The following is a 17,496-nucleotide window of genomic DNA, read 5'->3' as shown; positions in this document are numbered from 1 at the left end:
TGGCAGCGGGGCGGCGGGCCCCATCACGCAGTGGACGGAGATAATTCTGACGCAAAAGACAGATATCCGCGAAATCTTCCGACCGGGCCCCTTTCTAGAATCACCTTCCTCCTCTCCCATCCGGCCCACTCCATGAACAAGACTCTCCTGGCCCTGTTGCTGCCGCTGGCCCTGGCCGCCTGCGGGCAGCCCGGCGACCTGAAATACAACGAGGTGGTGACCTCTGCCTTTCTCGCCAACGTGCAGCGCATCGACCGGGACATGGAACGCCTGATCAACGGCGATTTCGATCCGGGCCAAGGCGCCAGCCCCGGCTCCCCGGCAGGGAACCCCGGCGAGCACATTGCCGAACTCGAAAAGAACCTGAACCAGGTGCAGCAACTCCAGCACAGCCCGGATGCCAGCCAGTTCGCCAGCAACCTGTCCCGTTACTACGAACTGCAGATCGGCTACTACCAGCAACTCAAGCGTTACGCGGAGACCACCGACCAGGCGAAGAAGGAGACCCTCGCGCAAAGCCTGGCGACCACCTACCAGAGCCTGCGGGGACTGCCCGAACAGATCTTCGCCGCACAGAAGCAGTTTCTCGAGCGCACCGGCCGGCTTCACTGAGGACCCGCGCGGCAAGCCGTCGCCCGCTGGTGCGCTTACCGGGCATTGCCTAAGATGGCGCACCCGCCTCTCTTCGGAAATGGATAGCCCTCGATGCTACGCGCGCTCAAAGAAGAAAAATTCCTCCTCCTCGTCGTGCTGGTGGCCATCGCGGTGTACCCGCTGGAGCACAGCCTGCTGGGCGGCGGCAAGATGCTCGCGGGGATCGCCGCCACCGCGCTGCTGGCGGTGATCATCGGCGTCTCGCTGCGCGTGGCGCACCACGCCGAGATCCTCGCGGAGAAGGTCGGCGAGCCCTACGGCACCATGATCCTGACCCTGGCGGCGGTGCTGGTGGAGGTGGTGATCCTGGCGATCATGATGAACCACAACCACTCGCCGACCCTGGCCCGCGACACCATCTACGCCGCGGTGATGCTCGACATGAACGGCATCCTCGGCCTCGCCGCGCTGCTGGGCGGCCTCAAGCACGGCGAGCAGTCGTACAACGACGATTCGGGCAAGACCTACGTGACCATGATCCTCACCGCCGTGGGCATCTCCATGGTGGTGCCGGAGCTGATCCCGGCCGAGCAGTGGAAGCTCTACTCGTTCTTCACCATCGGCTGCATGGTCATGCTCTACGCGCTGTTCCTGCGCATGCAGACCGGCCAGCACAGCTATTTCTTCAGCTACAACTACGCCACCCACGGCGAGCACCCCGAAGGCCACGAGGCCCCCGGCAACAGCAAGCAGTCCATGGGCCTGCTGGTGGTCGGCGTGGTGCTGATCGGCGCGCTCGCCGAGGTCATGTCCAAGGCCCTGGACGTCGGCCTGGAAGGCAGCGGCGTGCCGCCGATCGTGCCGGCGCTGCTGGTGGCAGCGATCTCCGCCAGCCCGGAAATCCTCACCGCCCTGCGCGCGGCGATGGCCAACCGCATGCAGCCGGTGGTCAACATCGCCCTGGGCGCGTCGCTGTCGACCGTGATCCTCACCGTGCCGGTGATCGAGGCGCTGGCGTTGTTCAAGGGCCAGCCGATCCAGATGGCGATGACCCCGCTGCAGACCGGCATGATGTTCATCACCCTGATGGTCGCCGGCTACAACCTGCATGACGGCAAGACCAACGCCATCGAGGGCATGACCCACTTCGTGCTGTTCGCCACCTTCCTGATGCTGTCGTTCATGGGGCTCTGACCATGCTCAAGCTGTACCTCGCCGGCCCCGATGTGTTCCTCCCCGATGCCTTCGAGCAGGGCGAGCGGCTCAAGGCCCTGTGCGCCGAATTCGGCGTGCAGGGGCTGTACCCGCTGGATCACTCGGTGCCGGCGGGCATCGTCGAGCCGGTCGAGCAGGCGCGCTGGATCTACCAGGCCAACCTGGAACTGATCCGTCAGGCCGACGCGGTGCTGGCCAACCTCAACCCCTTCCGCGGCGCCGAGCCGGACAGCGGCACGGCCTTCGAGCTGGGCTACGCCGCCGCACTGGGCAAGCCGCTGTTCGGCTACCTCAACGAAGGCGGCAGCTGCCTCGAGCGCCTGCCCTGCGAATGGAAAGGCGAGGAAGAGGGTCGCGACCGCGACGGCAACCAGATCGAGGCCTTCGGCCTGCCGCTGAACCTGATGCTTGGCGTGCCGGCGAAGATCGCCGTGGGCGGGGCGCGGGAGGCGCTGGAGCTGCTGCGCGCGGAACTGATGCCACTGTAGGAGCGGGCCATGCCCGCGATCCGCGCCTGCAGGGCGCGCTGGCAGGCCAATCGCCGGCAACAAAAAACGCGCCCCGGGGCGCGTTTTTCGTTTCACTCGGCCGGCCGTCAGCGACGCCCTTCGAGCTTGAAGAAGAACACCTTGGTCGCCTGGCGGGCGACGATCCGGCCGCCGCTGACGCGCGGCTCGAAGCGCCACTTGTCCATGGCGTCGCGCACGGCGTTGTCGAACATCCGCGCGGGCGAAGACTCCAGCACCTGGATGTCGGCGATGCGGCCGTCGCTGGTGATGGTGAACAGCACCTTCACCCGGCCTTCGATGCCACGGTTCAGCGCCATGCGCGGGTAGACCGGCGGATCCATGCGCAGCGGCTTGATGTCGCTGTCATTGAGGCTGCCGGTGGGCAGGCCGGCGGGTCCCTGGGAGCCGGTCGGCGCAGCCTGGGCGCCCGGGGTGAACTGGCCGACGGTGGGTGCGGCGGGCGGCGGCGGTGCGGCCGGAGTCGGCGGCGCGGCAGCTTCCTCGGCGGGCTCCGGGTCCGGTTCGGGCTTGGGTTTCGGCTTGGGCTTGGGCGATACCTTGGGCACGGCCTTCTCGGGCGGCTTGGATTTCGGCTTGGGCTTCTCCACCGGCTTGGGCGGCTCGATCGGTTTCGGCGGCTCGGGCTCCGGCGGTGGCGGGGTCGGCGCAGCGGCGGGCGGCTGCTGCACCGGCTCGGGTTTGGGCGGCAGGGTGACGACGCTCACCTGCATGGCCTTGGGCATCTCGCCGGCACCCAGATTCAGCTCGGCCGGCGTAGGCATCACCCAGACCAGCGCGGCGACGATGGCCAGGTGCAGGCCCACGGCCAGGCCGGAGGATTTCCACCAGCCACCGGGAGGCGGCGGCTGGTCGCCGTCTTCCACGCCTTCGACCGGTGCGGCGTAGGGAATCAGGACCTCTTCGGGAACCACTTCGTCATCCCGGCGGGGGCCCGCACAGCTGACGAGTCGCAGGTTGGCCTCACTGGCGCGCTGGGCGTTCACACTGGGCAAAGGGGCGCCGTCATCCGCCGTGGCGGAAGTGAACAGCTGTTCCTCAGCGTCCACGGCAGGACTGGCGTCCGCCGCTTTGCGCGGTTGGGGTAACGACATGAGAAAGCCTGCGGGAAGAGTTCACGAAGCAGTATCTGCTGATAATTATTATCATTCACTCGTTCCGCGAGGGCAACCTTCTCTGTCAGATCGGTGATCTCGCGCAACGCAGAAGGCCTTGCTGAAGGGCCTGTGGATCAGCCTCGGCGGCCAGGATCAGCTCTATCCGACTGTCCTTGCGCCAGGCACTGGGCGTCCACGGCGCCGGACCAACGGTACGGTTACAGGCCAGCCAGGCGTCCTCGGCGTGCACCACCGCCTTGGCCCGCAACAGGCCGGGAAGCCCGGCCAGCCAGGCGTCCAGCTCGGCGATGGAGAAGCGCCAGTCACGGTGGAAGCGCCAGCCGACCGCCTGCCGGCCCTCTTCGAGGCGTACCTGGCGCAGCGGCGATTCACGACGCAACAGCATCGCCGGTTCGGCAGGTGAAGCGCCCTGCGGCAAATCAGCGCCCGCCGCTTCAATCGGTGCGCTGGGCAGCTCGCCCAGCGGTAGCCGGCCGTGGCTCGTCCAGTACAACGCCACCTCAGGCATGCGCGCCGCCAGGGCTGCACGCGCGGCGTCGTCCACGGCCTCGGATTTGTTCATCAGCAGAAGAGCCGCATCGGCGAGTGCCAACTGCTGAGCTTCGGGCAGGGGCTGCCCGGCAGCCAGTGCGGCGGCATCCAGCACCATCACCAGTGGCTGCACGGCCAGTACGCCCTGCCAGGGCGCCGCAAGCAATTGCGCCAGCAGTTGCGCGGGGTGGCCAAGGCCGGACGGTTCGATGAACAGCCGCTGCGGCCTGGCCTTGCGCAACAGCCGGCCGAGGCCGACCTGGAACGGCGCACCATTCACGCAGCACAGGCAGCCGCCGGCGACTTCGCCCAGGGCGATGCCGTCTTCGTCACGGGACAACAGCGCGGCATCGAGGCCGACCTGGCCGAATTCGTTGACCAGCACGGCCCAGCGTTCGCCCGCCGGGCGTTGCGCCAGCAAGTCCTGCAGCAGGCTGGTCTTGCCCGCCCCGAGGGGACCGGCGATGAGATGAGTCGGGATCTGCTTCAACATTCGCCCATGGTGCCGCCTGACGCTCGCCGGGAAAAGCGCTAGAGTCGCGGCTTTCTCTCGCCAACCCCGGATCGATCATGCGCCTGTTGCTGCCTCTCGCCTTCGCCTGCCTGCCCCTGCTCGCCCACGGCGAGGCCTGCATGGTGCACACCCAGGGCAAGGACGTTGACGTGAAGGTCTGCCAGCAGAACCGCACCATCCCGGAAAAGCTCTTCCGCGAGGGCTTCTGCCAGCCGCAGTTGAAAGACCAGAAGGTCGAGGTCACCTATTCCGAGAGCTGCCCAAGCGGTGCCTTCGGCGTCTGCGAGAACGCCCAGACCCAGGGCGTGCCCTACCGCCAGGACATCCACTACTACGGCGTGGCCAGCGATGCGCGCATCCTCCAGCCGTTCTGCGAACAGCAGAGCAACGGCCACTGGCGCCAGGGCGAGTAACGGTCATCGCCCTGTCACACGGCTCGGGCTTACTGTCGTCGGGTACCTCACACCCTCCCGGCACCCCACGCCGGACATGATCTTGGTGAATTGGGCCGCTCTCCCCGGGCGGCCTGTTTTTTTGCCCGCGCGAAACCTCAGCCAAGCCAGTCGAGCGTGAGCAGCAGGCGTCGTTCCCCCGGCGCCGGCAGCGGCGAGCGATGGACGATGCCGCCGCCGAGATTGCCGGCCCATTTCTCGCCCTTGAACAGCCCCACGTCGCCGGCAGACATCTCGCGGATCTCCGCCCGGCTGACCGGTTCGGCCGCCGCATCGCCGAGCCGTGCGCGGGCCATGGCCCACTCCTCCAGCCATTGGCTGGCGGGCCCGGCATAGGTGGTCACCAGGCGCAGCGGCACATGGTCGACGTGGAAGCGCGGGCACATGGCCTTGTCCAGGCTGCGCAGGCGCAGGCCGATGCGCTGCGCGCCGGTCAGGCAGGCGAAGGCTTCGGCCAGCCATTGCAGGTCACTGCGAAACAGCGTGCAGCCCTCGAGCATGGCGTAGGGGCGCAGCAGGTCGCCCAGCTCGACGCGTTCATCGACCACCTCGAGGCTCTGCGTCAGGTCGACCGCCTGGGTGCTCAGCCAGCCACCGAAGCGGCTGATTTCCGGGTACAGCGTGCGCTGCCAGACGGTCAGGTTGACGTCGTCCCTGAGCACTTCGGCAAGCACCTGCGGATCGTCGCCAAGCACCTGGCGCGGCCAGGCCGGGGTTTCGAGGGCGAGCATCAGGCGCCGGCCTCCCAGGGTTCGAAGGGGTCGGGCAGGCGTTTCCACGCGGTAGTGCCAGCGGCCATCTCTTCATCGTCGAGCAGGCAGTCGTCCAGCTCGGCGAACAGCTGCGGGAAATCCAGGTTCTGGCCGATGAACACCAGTTCCTGACGGCAATCGCCGCTGTCTTCGCGCCAGTGGCGGAGCACGCCCTGCAGCTCGGTGGTGTCCTGCGGCCAGTGCTCGCGCGGGACGAAGCGCCACCAGCGCCCGGCCAGGCCGTGGCGCATCAGGCCGCCGGCCTGGGACCAGCTGCCCGCCTCGCGGTAGCGGCTGGCCAGCCAGAAGAAGCCCTTGGAGCGCAGCAGCCGGCCGTTGCTCCAGGGCTGGGCGAGGAAGTCGTGGAAGCGCTGCGGGTGGAAGGGCCGACGCGCCCGGTAGACGTCCGAGGCGATGCCGTAGGCCTCGGTCTCCGGCAGGTGCTCGCCGCGCAGTTCCTTGAGCCAGCCCGGAGCCCGCTCGGCACGCTGAAAGTCGAAGCGGCCGGTGTCGAGGATGCGCGCCAGCGGCACCTGGCCCATCACCATCGGCTGGATGTCGGCGTCGGGGTTGAGCCGACGCAGGATCGCCAGCAGTTCGTCGCGCTCGGCGCTGCCGATCAGGTCGATCTTGCTCACCAGGATCACATCGGCGAATTCCACCTGTTCCACCAGCAGGTCGCTGAGCGAGCGCTCGTCGTCCTCACCCAGGGTTTCGCCGCGCTCGGCGAGGCTGTCGGCACCCTGGTAGTCGGCGAGGAAGTTCAGCCCGTCGACCACCGTGACCAGGGTATCCAGCCGCGCCAGGTCGGACAGGCTGCGGCCCTGCTCGTCGCGGAAGGTGAAGGTCTCGGCCACCGGCAGCGGCTCGGAGATACCGGTGGATTCGATCAGCAGGTAGTCGAAGCGGCCTTCGCTGGCGAGCCGGCTGACTTCTTCCAACAGGTCCTCGCGCAGGGTGCAGCAGATGCAGCCGTTGCTCATCTCCACCAGGCGCTCCTGGCCCCGGTTGAGGCTGACATCGCGCTGCACCTCGCGGCCATCGATGTTGATCTCGCTCATGTCGTTGACGATGACCGCGACCTTGAGGTCCTCGCGGTTCTTCAGCACGTGGTTGAGCAGCGTGCTCTTGCCGGCGCCAAGGAAGCCGGACAGGACGGTAACGGGAAGTGGGGCATTCACGGTGCGGCTCACGGGGATCATCTCCAGGGAATTCAGGCTTCGCGGACGTGCAGTTCGCGCCGTTCCTGGCGCTCCTTGGCCTCGATGCACAGCGAGGCGGTGGGGCGCAGCAGCAGGCGGCGCAAGCCGATCGGTTCGCCGGTTTCCTCGCACCAGCCGTAATCGCCCCGGGCCAGGCGCTCCAGCGCCTGGTCGATCTTGTCGAGCAGCTTCTTCTCGCGCTCCAGCAGGCGCAGCTGCCACTGGCGCGACTCTTCGCGGCTGGCGACATCGGCTTCGTCGCTGGCCCGTTCGGTGTCCTGCAGCGCCTGGAATTCCTCTTCGATGCGAACCTGCAATTCGTCGCGCTGGTCCAGCAGCAATCCGCGGAAATAGCCCTGTTGCGCCTCGCTCATGTAGGCCTCGCCGGGCTGGGCAAGCAGTTCCTGTTCGGTCATGACCGTCTCCGGAAGGGAGTGATCTTTTATGTTATATTATAACAATGCACACCTCTGCAATCTGCGTCCGACCACCGCTGATCGACAAGGCGTCCACCGCCGTGCGATACCGATGCTCCGCTCCGCCCCTTCCGAGAACCCCGATGCCGCGCCGCGCTCTGCTGCCCCGTTTGCTTGCCTCCTTCGCCAGCTTGTTCGCCCTGGGCGCCCACGCCTCCGGCCAGCTGCCGATCCCCTTCCCCGGTGAGGCACCGGCGCGCTGCGCCTGGTCGGCCAACGTGCTGGCCTGTATGGACGACTCGGGGAATCTCTACAGCGTCGCCACCCTGGGCCGCGACACCTACCTGCGCGGCTTCGAGGCGAGGAGCGGACGGCACTGGGCGCAGACCGGCACGCGCTACGGCAGCCTGACTTTCTTCAGCGGAGTGACCAGCGATGGCCAGGTTTGGGTCGGCACCAGCCGCGGTATCGGCTGGACCAACATCAGCCGTTTCAGCAGTTCCTCGGGCGACAGCGCGCGGCTGACCTGTGGCCGTGTCAGCGGTTGCAAGCAACAGGAACGCTGACGAGGCCATTGCGGGATCGTCGCGAAGCAAATACGTTATATTATAACAATTGCCGACCGTGACCCGCCCATGACCGCCCTGCTCCCCGATATCGCCTGCCAATCCACCCGCCTGCCCATCCCGCTCGACTGGGTCGGCATGCAGGGCATCGCCGTGCCGCTGCGTATAGCCGGCGAGCGCGTTGCTGCCTTTGCCGACGCCGGCGTCAGCCTCGATGAAGCCGAGGCGCGCGGCATTCACATGTCGCGGTTGTACCTGGCGCTGGAAACGCTGGCGGAGGCCGAGCTGTCACCGGCACTGCTGCGCGACTTGCTCAAGCAGTTCCTGCGCAGCCACGCGCAGCTCTCGCGGCGAGCCAACCTGGCGCTGCGTTTCGAACTGCTGCTGCGGCGCCCGGCGCTGGTCAGCCCGCTGAGCGGCTGGAAGCGCTACCCCTGCGAAATCCACGCGCAGCTGGAGAATGACGCGCTGCAACTGGAGTTGCGCCTGAGCCTGCCCTACTCCTCGACCTGTCCGTGCTCGGCGGCGCTGGCGCGCCAGCTGATCCAGGAGCGCTTCGACGCCGACTTCACCGGCCGCCCGCTGAAGGCCAGCGAGGTCCGCGCCTGGCTCGGCAGCCCGCAGGGCATAGTCGCCACGCCGCACAGCCAGCGCAGCGAGGCGCGGCTGCACCTGCAGCTCGATCCGAGCGCGTCGGCCTTCACTTTCAGCGAGCTGATCGACCACGCCGAAGACGCCCTCGGCACTGCCGTCCAGACGGCAGTGAAACGCGCCGACGAGCAGGCCTTCGCCCTGGCCAATGGGCAGAACCTGATGTTCTGCGAGGACGCCGCACGGCGGCTGCACCGGGCGCTGTTGCAGCGCGGAGAAGTGTCAGGCTTCGAAGTGCGCGTGGTCCATGCAGAAAGCCTCCACGCCCACGATGCGGTCGCGGTGAGTCGCTGGGTGCGCGGCTAGACGCCGAGGTCGAGCGCCAGGCGAATCTGGTCGCGGCAGTGGATACCGTTCTCGTAGATCGGCTCGGGGTAATGCCGCACGAAGTGATCCGTCTCGATGCCGACGATGCGGAAGCCCAGGCGCTGGTACAGGCCGAGCTGGGCCAGGCTGGAGTTGCCGGTGGCGATGGTTACTCGCTGCAGGCCGGCCTCGCGCGCCTGCTCGATGGCCGCCAGCAGCAGGCGTCGGCCCAGGCCGCGCTCCTGCCATTCGTCTTCCACCGCAATGCTGGTGATCTCGGCGACGCCGGGTTCGCGGGGAGTCAGCGTCAGGACGCCGCGCACGGAATCCGCCTCGTTCAGCGCCAGCAGGCGCGAGTCGGCCAGGTAGCTTTCGATCTGCTCGCGGCTGGGGTCGGCCTTGAGCAACAGTGGCCAGGGCGCCTGCGCGGGCGAGAGTTCGACAAGGGACAGGTCCGGGAAGAAGTTCACCATGATTCATCTACCAAAGAGTCAGTGGGGAAAGGGGGTTTAGCCTCCCGCGCCCCTCGATGCAAGCCTTTTGCTCCTCTCCGGAAAGGCATCGGGCCCCGGCAAGCCGGGCCCGATGCACGCCCTTGCAAGGCTCAGGCGTAGATGTCGCGGCGGCTCCAGGGCACTTCGTGGCCGCCGTCGGTGTGCGGCTTGCTGGCCAGAATCTGGTGCAGGTTGATCCAGCCCTTCTTGAAGCCGTAGGCGCAACCGGCGAGGTACAGGCGCCAGATGCGCAGGGCCTGGTCGGGCACCAGCTGCGCCGCCTCGGCCAACCTGGCTTCGAGGTTGGCGCTCCAGAAGTCCAGGGTGCGCGCGTAGTGAAGGCGCAGCCCTTCGACGTCGACCACTTCCAGCCCCGCCTCGCTCATGCGGTTAACGGCCAGGGACAGGTGCGGCAGCTCGCCGTGGGGGAACACGTAGCGGTCGATGAAGTCACCGGCGCCGCGTCCGACCGGGCGGCCGTCGGTGTTGCTGGAGGTGATGCCGTGGTTCATCACCAGCCCGCCCGGCCGCACCGCGTCATACAGGTGCTGGAAGTAGAGGCCCAGGTTGGCGTGGCCGACGTGCTCGAACATGCCGACGCTGACCACCTTGTCGTAGCGGCCGTCGCGCGGCAGGTCGCGGTAGTCCAGCAGCTCCAGCGTCACCTGGCCTTCCAGGCCGTCCGCCAGGACCCGCTCGCGGCCGAGCTTGAGTTGCTCCTCGCTGAGGGTGATGCCGTGCACCCGGGCGCCGAATTCCCGCGCCGCCAGGCGCGCCAGCCCGCCCCAGCCGCAGCCGACGTCGAGCAGCTTCTCGCCCGGTTTCAGGCGCAGCTTGCGGCACAGGTGGCGCAGCTTGGCCAGCTGGGCGCTGGCCAGGTTTTCGTTGCCGGTTTCGTAGTAGGCGCAGGAGTACACCATCTCCGGGTCGAGCCAGAGCTGGTAGAACGCGTTGGACAGGTCGTAGTGGTAATGGATGGCTTCGGCGTCGGTGGCCTTGTCGTGGCTTTCGCGCACGTAGTCGGCATCGTCGTCGTCATCACCCAGCGCGGCGCTCAGGGCGTCGGCGGTGGCGATCACTTCCTGCATCGGCCCCTCGATGTCCATGCGGCCCTCCACGTAGGCGCTACCGAGGATATCGAGGCTGGGGTGGGTGATCTCGGTCAGCAGCGTGGGATCGCGGACAACCAGAGTTACCTGCGGGTCGGGGCCGAGGTCGAAGGCCTGGGCCTCGCCGGTGCGGATGCGCAACGGCAACTGCAGGGACAGCAACTCAGAGGGCAGATTGGCTTTCATGCAAACCTCCTGGTCACAGGGCTGAGGAACTATAGACCAGCACTTCCATAGTCTTCGCCTATGGCCTGGCCCGCGAAAAACTATCGGGCGCCGATCCCTGCAACAGGTCCGAAGATTCCCTTGCAGTGGAGTACGCCCCGGCGGGTTGCGTTCCAAAAAGAACTGCACGGCAGGATAGCTCGCCTATCAAGCGTAGCAGCCGCTTCGCCCATCATCTTTGTCAGGCCTGAGATAGAGCCTTTCCTGCCCGGTAACTATCGCGCAGGTGTGACAGTTCGCCGCTGCCTTGCACTACACTGGGGGCCGCCCGCGCCCATCCCGGCCGGTGCACCTCTGCAGTGAAGGGGGCCTTCCTTGAATACCTTGTCCGAGCCGCGTCCGGCGGTCCGCACCGTGCTGGTGGGGCTGATGCTGGCGATCTTCCTCGGTGCGCTCGACCAGACCATCGTCGCCGTGTCCCTGCCGGCGATCTCCGCCGGCTTCGGCGACTTCGACCTGCTGGCGTGGGTCATCTCCGGCTACATGGTGGCGATGACCATCTCCATGCCGATCTACGGCAAGCTCGGCGATCTCTACGGCCGCCGCGTGCTGATGCTCTTCGCCATCGGCCTGTTCACCTTCGCCTCGCTGCTCTGCGGCGCCGCCCAGAGCATGGAGCAGCTGGTGATCGCCCGCGTGCTGCAGGGCATCGGCGCCGGCGGCATGATGTCGGTGAGCCAGGCGATCATCGGCGACATCGTTCCGCCGCGCGAACGTGGCCGCTACCAGGGCTACTTCAGCAGCATGTACGCAGTGGCGAGCATCGCCGGCCCGGTGTTGGGCGGCGTGCTTACCGAGTACCTGTCGTGGCGCTGGGTGTTCCTGATCAACCTGCCGGTGGGCCTGGTTGCCCTCGCGGTGTCGCGCCGGACCCTGCGCGGCCTGCCCGTTCCGGGACGCAAGCCGGTGATCGATTACCTCGGCACCGTGCTGATGATCGCCGGCCTGGGCAGCCTGCTGCTGGCGATCACCGAGGTCGGCCAGGGCGCGCGCTGGAACGACCCGCAGATGCTCGCGCTGTTTGCCGCCGCGCTGGTGCTGATCGCGCTGTTCGTGGCGCAGGAACGCCGCGCGCCGGAGCCGCTGGTGCCGATGCACCTGTTCGGTATTCGCGCGGCCACCCTGAGCTGGCTGATCAGCTTCTTCGCCAGCTTCCAGGTCATCTCGCTGTCGGTGCTGGTGCCGCTGCGCTTCCAGTCGGTGACCGGCGCCGGTGCGGACAGCGCCGCGCTGCACCTGCTGCCGCTGGCCATGGGCGTGCCGATTGGCGCGTACTGCTGTGGCCGCCTGACCGCGATCATCGGCCGCTACAAACCGCAGATCGTCGGTGGCGGCCTGCTGATGCCGCTGGCGATTGCCGGCCTGGCACTGACACCGCCAAGCGCATTCCTGATCTCGGGCATCTGCATGCTGCTCACCGGCATTGCTGCCGGTACGCAGTTCCCCACCAGCCTGGTGGCGGCGCAGAGCGCGGTGGAGACCAAACACCTGGGAGTGGCGACCAGCAACATCACCCTGTTCCGCTCACTGGGCGGGGCGGTGGGGATCGCGCTGATGTCCGCGCTGCTGCTGGCGATGCTGCAGCCGCTGGCGGGCGAGGCGGGTCACGGGCTGTCGACCAGCGCGCTGCTGGCCAGCCTCGGTGGAGCCGGCCACGAAGCGCAGCGGCTCACGCTGGATGGGGTATTCGGGCACCTGTTCCTGATCAACGCAGGCTTAGGCGCCCTGGCCCTGCTGATCGCCCTGGCGCTGCCCGACCACGCCCTGCGTGGCCGCGGCAACGACCAGGGAAGTCGCGCAGGTCAGTCCTCGTCGTTGAGGTAGCTGACCTTGCGCAGGTCCGGCAGCAGCAGGCAGACCAGCAGCGCCACGCCGCACATGACCGAGACGTAGATGTAGAACACCTCTTCCATGCCCATGGTCTTGAGGCCCAGCGCGGCGTATTCCGCCGAGCCGCCGAAGATGGCGTTGCCCACCGCATAGGACAGGCCGACGCCCAGGGCGCGGATTTCCGGCGGGAACATCTCCGCCTTGATCAGCCCGCTGATGGAGGTGTACAGGCTGACGATGGCCATCGCCGCGATGATCAGCACGAAGGCCAGGTACGGGCTGCTCACCGCCTTCAGCGCGGAGAGGATCGGCCAGGTGAAGATCATCCCCAGGAGGCCGAACCAGAGCATCGAGGTCTTGCGCCCGATGCGATCGGACAGCGCGCCGAACAGCGGCTGCATGCACATGTAGCAGAACAGCGCGAAGGTCATCACGCCGCTGGCCACCTTCGGGTCCATCCCGGCAGTGTTCACCAGGTATTTCTGCATGTAGGTGGTGAAGGTGTAGAAGATCAGCGAGCCGCCGGCGGTGAAGCCGAGCACGGTGAAGAAGGCGCGCTTGTGGTGGGTGAACAGCTCGGCGAGGGTGCCCGACTCCTTGCGCTTGAGGTTGGCCTCCTTGGCCGTCTCATGCAGTGAACGGCGCAGGTAGAAAGCGATCACCGCGGTGATTGCACCAACCACGAAGGGAATCCGCCAGCCCCATTCCTTCAGCTCGTCGGTGGTCAGCAGTTGCTGCAGGATCACCACCACCAGCACCGCCAGCAGCTGGCCGCCGATCAGGGTCACGTACTGGAAGGAGGCGAAGAAGCCGCGCTGGCCCTTGAGCGCCACTTCGCTCATGTAGGTCGCGCTGGTGCCGTACTCGCCGCCCACGGACAGCCCCTGGAACAGCCGCGCCAGCAGCAGCAGCGCCGGCGCCGCGACGCCGATGCTGGCGTAGGTCGGCATCACCGCAATCGCCAGCGAGCCGCCGCACATCATCAGCACCGAGATCATCATCGCGGTCTTGCGGCCCTTCTTGTCGGCGATGCGGCCGAACAGCCAGCCGCCGATGGGACGCATCAGGAAGCCGGCGGCGAACACCCCGGCGGTGTTGAGCAGCTGCACCGTCGGATCGTCTGAGGGGAAGAAGGCATGGGCGAAGTACAGTGCGGTGAAGGCATAGACGTAGAAGTCGAACCACTCCACCAGGTTGCCCGACGAGGCGCCGACGATGGCGAGGATGCGCGAGCGGCGCTCGTGGGCGGAATAGTGCGGTACGGCAGGTGTGTTCATGGGGATTCTCTTGTCAGGTGGAACAGCGTCCCGTCTTGATGGACGGAAATCCTTCTGCCGTCCGTGCCCGCGCGTCGCTCCAGAAGCGGAGTTTTCCCGGACACAATCAGAAACAGTATAGACACCTCCGATAGCCGGCTAACGAAATCCGCGGCCCCGACCGGCCCTTTTTGGTTCGAATATCGGACACTGGCGAACGCGTGTTTGTCGTTTCCGATTGACCGGCCACTAGCCAGCTTCTATCGTTGGCCCGCTCCCGGCCCTGCGGGAGACTTGTCAGGTACCCCTCGCAGGGCCGGAGCCCGACCTTGTCCACAAGACAAGGTCGATCTCCATTCCCCTCGTGTAGCGGCCTCTGCCGCCTGGCCTCGGTGCCCCGTCCACACCCCCGGACGTGCAGGCACCGGGGGAATGTTGATTCCCCCGCGCCGCGCCACCAAAGCGAAATATCCCCTCCGTAGACTGCCGAAAAATGCTGCAGGTCGCGCCGTGCGCGGCTTTCGTCCATCCGGCAAGGGGCCTGGCTTGAACGCCGTCAATCCACTCTGGTTCGCCATCGGGCTGCTCGCGCAGGCTGCCTTCTCCGCTCGCTTCCTGGTCCAGTGGCTGCTCTCCGAGCGCGCGCGGCGCAGCCTCATGCCGGTGCACTTCTGGTATTTCAGCTGCGCCGGAGCCGTGCTGCTGCTGGCCTACGCGACGCACCAGCGCGACCTGGTGATCTGCCTGGGGCAGCTCGCCGGCCTGGCCATCTACCTGCGCAACCTGGAACTGGAGCGCCACCACGGCGGTGGCCGGCCGCTGTTCTTCGCCTGGCCCTGGCTGGCCTGGGTGGCCGTGGCGGTGATTCCCGGCTGGTTGTCCAAGCCCGAACCGATGATTCAGGCGATCAGCGCCGCCGATCCCTGCTGGACTGCCGTCGGGCTGGTCGGCCAGGTGCTCTTCACCGGGCGCTTCGTGCTGCAGCTGTGGTTCTCCGAGCGCGCCGGGCGGCCGGTCAACCCGATCCACTTCTGGTACCTGTCGATGGCCGGCAGCGTGCTGCTGTTCAGCTACGCGGTGGCCCAGCGGGACCCGATCATCATCCTCGGCCAGTCCTTCGGCATCCTGGTCTATCTGCGCAACCTGGCGCTGCTGCGGCGCCAGGGCGGAGGCGCCGGCGCGCAGAGTCACTGAGGCGGGCTCAGCGCTTCTCGAAGCGGTAGAACAGGTTCGGCTCGCTGACCACGTAGAGGTTGCCGCTGGCGTCCATGGTCAGCCCTTCGGCCTGCGGCGCGCGGTGCTTGAGGTCGCCGAAGCCGCCGAGGGAGCGGAAGCTCACCAGGCCGCCCTGATCGTCCAGTTCCATGATCAGCCGCGACTCCTCGCTGAGCACCAGCAGGTGGCCGCTGCGGCGGTCATAGTGCAGGTCGGAGATGTCGGTGCCGAACACGCTGCGCTTCACCCAGGCGGTGCGGTCGATGATCTTCAGCTGCAGCTTCCCGGCCAGGCTCGCACGCACTCCGGTGACCTCGTAGATCTGCCGCGGGCCGCGCTCCTTGCCGATGAACAGACGGTCGTGGTCGGGATCGTAGGTGAGCCCTTCGAAGCCCTTGTTGTGGATGCTCGGGTTGATCGCCAGGGCGAAGGACTGCACCTCGCTCGCCTGGATGGTCTGGCCAGGGCGCTCGGGCAGGGTGAAGAAGTCGATCTGCTGCAGGTTCTCGTCGGCCACCGCGACCAGGCCGCCGCCCAGGTAGGCCACCGCCTCGACATCTTCGAAGCCGCGCATGGGGTACTGCGCGAGCATTTCACCGGTCTTGCTCAGCACCGCCAGCTTCATGTTGCCGGCATTGGTCACGGCGAGCAGGCGGTCCTGGTCGAAGTCGTAGCTGATGGCCGACAGGTCCGACTCGATGCCCTTCACCGGCAGCGCATCGATGGTCACCTTGTAGTCCGGCAGCCAGACGCTGCGTCCTGCCCAGTCCGCCGCATGCAGCTGGCTGCGCAGGTAGAACCAGGCGCGCTGCTGCCAGTGCTCGGTCAACACCAGCGACACAGCCGGCACCAGCAGGGCCAGGGCCAGGCCGAGGCGCAGCCAGGTGCGACGGTCGATCCGGCGCCACGACGGGCTCCGCGGTAATGCTTCGATGCTCTCGACGATCTGGCTCACGTACGGGCTCCTCGCGGGGGTTCAGGGCAGCGGGCGCTGCCAGACAAAGCGGTAGGCCGGGGCGCTGGCGTCCTCGGCGCACTGGCCGTTGTCGGCCTCGGCGCCGACCAGAAACCAGTGCTCCTCGTAGTCGCCCTTCACCTCGCGGGCAGCTTCACGGCGGAAGCAGCGTTCGAGGTCTTCGGCGCGGACCATCGCCAGCGCCTGCGGATGAGCACGCACCCAGGTCAGGGCCTTCCCGGTCTGGTTCGAGGTATCGATGCCGAAGTGCACCAGCGGCTGTCGCGCGTAGAGCCAGTGGCCCTCGCGCCATTGGGTCAGCACCAGCTCGCGGCCGTCGCTGAGGCGCTGTACCTCGGCCATCAGCGGCCGGCGGTCGTCGCCGGGGTCGTTCAGCGGTTCGATGAAGCCGCGAGCGAACCAGGCGCCAAACCAGACCAGCACCAGGCCGATGAAGACCTTGCGCGCCCATGGCCGATCAGCGAACCAGCGGCGCAGCAGCCAGGGCAGCAGGGGCGCCATGGCCAGCACCAGGCCGGGCAGCGCGGGGAAGATGTAGAGCTTGCGCTTGCCGCTGCTGAGGCTGAAGAACAGCAGCACCAGCGCGACCCAGCCCAGCAGCACCAGCAGCCTGCCGTCGCGCCGCGCCAGCTGGCGGCGCCAGGCCGGCAGCATCCAGGGCAGCGCGAGGATCAGCGGCAGCCAGTACTGCGGGATGACCTTGGCGAAGAAGTACCAGAACGGCTCCTGGTGCTGCCAGGCGCTGGCATAGCGCTTGGCGGTCTGGTGCAGGAGGATGTCGTCGAGGTAGGCGCGGCCGTCGGCGCTGCCGCTGCTCAGCACGTGCAGCACCACCGGCAGCAGCCACAGCAGGATCGCCGCCAGCGCAACCAGCAGGCCGAACCACCAGCGCCGCGCCTGACCGGGCATCGCCACCACACCCGGCCACTGGCGGCGCACCGCGAAGGCGTACGGGATGAGCATCAGCGCCGGCAGGAAGCCCACGCCCTTGCTGATGACGCCCAGCCCCATTGCCGCGCAGGCGACATAGAACCAGCGCCAGGCCGGCCCCAACAGCAGGTGCCGGCACAGGCCGTAGATGCCCAGGCTTGTCCACAGGCAGAGGAAGCCGTCGATGCTGCCGTCGCGCAGCACCGAATAGGTCTGGTAGCTCGCCAGGAACAGCAGCCCGGCGACGAGACCGATGCGCGGGTTCCACAGACGCCGGCCGAGGTCGTAGAGGCAGGCGGTGGCGACCATGCCGGAGAAGAGCGCCGGCAGGAACAGCGCCAGGTTCGGCGCGATGCCCAGGCGCACTAGGGTCGCCAGCAGCCACATGAACAACGGCGGTTTGTCCGGGTAGATCTCGGCGGCGCGGCGGGGGATCAGCCAGTCGCCGCTCTGCAGCATCTCCAGGGCGACACCGAGGAAGCGTTCCTCATCCACGTTGCTCGGCTGGCGCAGGCCCAGCCCGGCGCCCAGCAGCAAGGCGGCCAGCAACAGCAGCAGCCAGGGGCGCTCGGCGCAGCGTCGCCACCAGGAGAACTGCGCGCGATCGGGCAGGCTCA

The 17,496-nt window shown here is 67.5% G+C and carries 18 protein-coding genes; 8 read left to right on the top strand and 10 right to left on the bottom strand.

The window, feature by feature from the left end; genetic code table 11:
* The first annotated feature begins 132 nt into the window (after positions 1-132).
* The 3 genes from J2T47_RS02310 to J2T47_RS02300 all read left to right on the top strand — a co-directional run bounded on the left by J2T47_RS02310 (position 133) and on the right by J2T47_RS02300 (position 2,297).
* The gene (locus J2T47_RS02310; RefSeq protein ID WP_253442046.1) at positions 133-612 is read left to right on the top strand and encodes a hypothetical protein; all 480 of its coding nucleotides are present in this window, start codon (positions 133-135) and stop codon (positions 610-612) included.
* 93 nt (positions 613-705) lie between these two features.
* Positions 706-1,788, top strand: a complete 1,083-nt coding sequence (locus J2T47_RS02305) for a calcium:proton antiporter (protein ID WP_253442044.1) — start codon at positions 706-708, stop codon at positions 1,786-1,788.
* 2 nt (positions 1,789-1,790) lie between these two features.
* A complete protein-coding gene (locus tag J2T47_RS02300; protein ID WP_253442043.1) occupies positions 1,791-2,297 on the top strand; it encodes a nucleoside 2-deoxyribosyltransferase in 507 nt (168 codons plus the stop codon).
* 107 nt (positions 2,298-2,404) lie between these two features.
* Here the strand turns inward: J2T47_RS02300 and J2T47_RS02295 are convergent, their stop codons facing one another.
* Both J2T47_RS02295 and J2T47_RS02290 read right to left on the bottom strand, forming a co-directional pair.
* Positions 2,405-3,430, bottom strand: coding sequence for an energy transducer TonB (locus tag J2T47_RS02295; RefSeq protein ID WP_253442042.1), 1,026 nt, complete (start codon positions 3,428-3,430; stop codon positions 2,405-2,407).
* A gap of 85 nt (positions 3,431-3,515) precedes the next feature.
* A complete protein-coding gene (locus J2T47_RS02290; protein ID WP_253442041.1) occupies positions 3,516-4,478 on the bottom strand; it encodes a CobW family GTP-binding protein in 963 nt (320 codons plus the stop codon).
* Between the two features lie 77 nt (positions 4,479-4,555).
* Between J2T47_RS02290 and J2T47_RS02285 the strand changes: the two genes are divergently transcribed.
* Positions 4,556-4,912, top strand: a complete 357-nt coding sequence (locus tag J2T47_RS02285; protein ID WP_253442040.1) for an NADH:ubiquinone oxidoreductase — start codon at positions 4,556-4,558, stop codon at positions 4,910-4,912.
* Positions 4,913-5,049: 137 nt separating this feature from the next.
* On the opposite strand, the gene J2T47_RS02280 is transcribed toward J2T47_RS02285, so the two are convergent.
* The 3 genes from J2T47_RS02280 to dksA are packed head-to-tail and all read right to left on the bottom strand — an operon-like array spanning position 5,050 to position 7,321.
* On the bottom strand, positions 5,050-5,682 hold the full coding sequence (locus J2T47_RS02280; protein ID WP_253442039.1) for a DUF1826 domain-containing protein: 633 nt from the start codon (positions 5,680-5,682) through the stop codon (positions 5,050-5,052).
* A complete protein-coding gene (gene zigA / locus J2T47_RS02275; protein WP_253442699.1) occupies positions 5,682-6,884 on the bottom strand; it encodes a zinc metallochaperone GTPase ZigA in 1,203 nt (400 codons plus the stop codon). Before zigA ends, J2T47_RS02280 begins: the two co-directional genes overlap by 1 nt.
* 32 nt (positions 6,885-6,916) lie before the next feature.
* Positions 6,917-7,321 carry an RNA polymerase-binding protein DksA gene (gene dksA, locus J2T47_RS02270; RefSeq protein ID WP_253442037.1) on the bottom strand — a complete coding sequence of 135 codons (405 nt, stop codon included), beginning with the start codon at positions 7,319-7,321 and terminating at the stop codon, positions 6,917-6,919.
* Between the two features lie 143 nt (positions 7,322-7,464).
* Here dksA and J2T47_RS02265 point away from each other — a divergent pair, with 143 nt between their 5' ends.
* On the top strand, positions 7,465-7,887 hold the full coding sequence (locus tag J2T47_RS02265) for a hypothetical protein (protein WP_253442035.1): 423 nt from the start codon (positions 7,465-7,467) through the stop codon (positions 7,885-7,887).
* A 69-nt stretch (positions 7,888-7,956) separates the two neighbouring features.
* The gene (gene folE2, locus J2T47_RS02260) at positions 7,957-8,844 is read left to right on the top strand and encodes a GTP cyclohydrolase FolE2 (RefSeq protein ID WP_253442033.1); all 888 of its coding nucleotides are present in this window, start codon (positions 7,957-7,959) and stop codon (positions 8,842-8,844) included.
* Here the strand turns inward: folE2 and J2T47_RS02255 are convergent.
* Both J2T47_RS02255 and cfaB read right to left on the bottom strand, forming a co-directional pair.
* Entirely contained in the window at positions 8,841-9,317 is a 477-nt protein-coding gene (locus J2T47_RS02255) for a GNAT family N-acetyltransferase (protein ID WP_253442031.1), read from the bottom strand. The two genes, folE2 and J2T47_RS02255, sit on opposite strands and share 4 nt — an antisense overlap.
* Positions 9,318-9,448: 131 nt before the next feature.
* The gene (gene cfaB, locus J2T47_RS02250) at positions 9,449-10,633 is read right to left on the bottom strand and encodes a C17 cyclopropane fatty acid synthase CfaB (RefSeq protein ID WP_253442029.1); all 1,185 of its coding nucleotides are present in this window, start codon (positions 10,631-10,633) and stop codon (positions 9,449-9,451) included.
* A 354-nt stretch (positions 10,634-10,987) separates the two neighbouring features.
* Between cfaB and J2T47_RS02245 the strand changes: the two genes are divergently transcribed.
* Entirely contained in the window at positions 10,988-12,496 is a 1,509-nt protein-coding gene (locus J2T47_RS02245; protein ID WP_253442026.1) for an MDR family MFS transporter, read from the top strand.
* On the opposite strand, the gene J2T47_RS02240 is transcribed toward J2T47_RS02245, so the two are convergent.
* Entirely contained in the window at positions 12,475-13,779 is a 1,305-nt protein-coding gene (locus J2T47_RS02240) for an MFS family transporter (protein WP_253442024.1), read from the bottom strand. The two genes, J2T47_RS02245 and J2T47_RS02240, sit on opposite strands and share 22 nt — an antisense overlap.
* 525 nt (positions 13,780-14,304) lie before the next feature.
* Between J2T47_RS02240 and J2T47_RS29385 the strand changes: the two genes are divergently transcribed.
* Positions 14,305-14,952: a lipid-A-disaccharide synthase N-terminal domain-containing protein gene (locus J2T47_RS29385; RefSeq protein ID WP_437180943.1), complete on the top strand. Its 648-nt coding sequence runs from the start codon at positions 14,305-14,307 to the stop codon at positions 14,950-14,952.
* Positions 14,953-14,959: 7 nt separating this feature from the next.
* Here the strand turns inward: J2T47_RS29385 and J2T47_RS02225 are convergent, their stop codons facing one another.
* Together J2T47_RS02225 and J2T47_RS02220 are read right to left on the bottom strand one after the other, a co-directional pair.
* Positions 14,960-15,928 carry an SdiA-regulated domain-containing protein gene (locus tag J2T47_RS02225; RefSeq protein WP_253442022.1) on the bottom strand — a complete coding sequence of 323 codons (969 nt, stop codon included), beginning with the start codon at positions 15,926-15,928 and terminating at the stop codon, positions 14,960-14,962.
* 21 nt (positions 15,929-15,949) lie between these two features.
* Positions 15,950-17,491 carry an ArnT family glycosyltransferase gene (locus J2T47_RS02220; protein ID WP_253442697.1) on the bottom strand — a complete coding sequence of 514 codons (1,542 nt, stop codon included), beginning with the start codon at positions 17,489-17,491 and terminating at the stop codon, positions 15,950-15,952.
* Positions 17,492-17,496: the final 5 nt, after the last annotated feature.

The sequence above is a fragment of the Pseudomonas nitroreducens genome, assembly GCF_024170165.1.
Lineage (GTDB): Bacteria > Pseudomonadota > Gammaproteobacteria > Pseudomonadales > Pseudomonadaceae > Pseudomonas > Pseudomonas nitroreducens_C.
The sequence above is the reverse complement of the archived record's forward strand: the minus strand, read 5'-3'. Positions and strand labels throughout refer to the sequence as shown.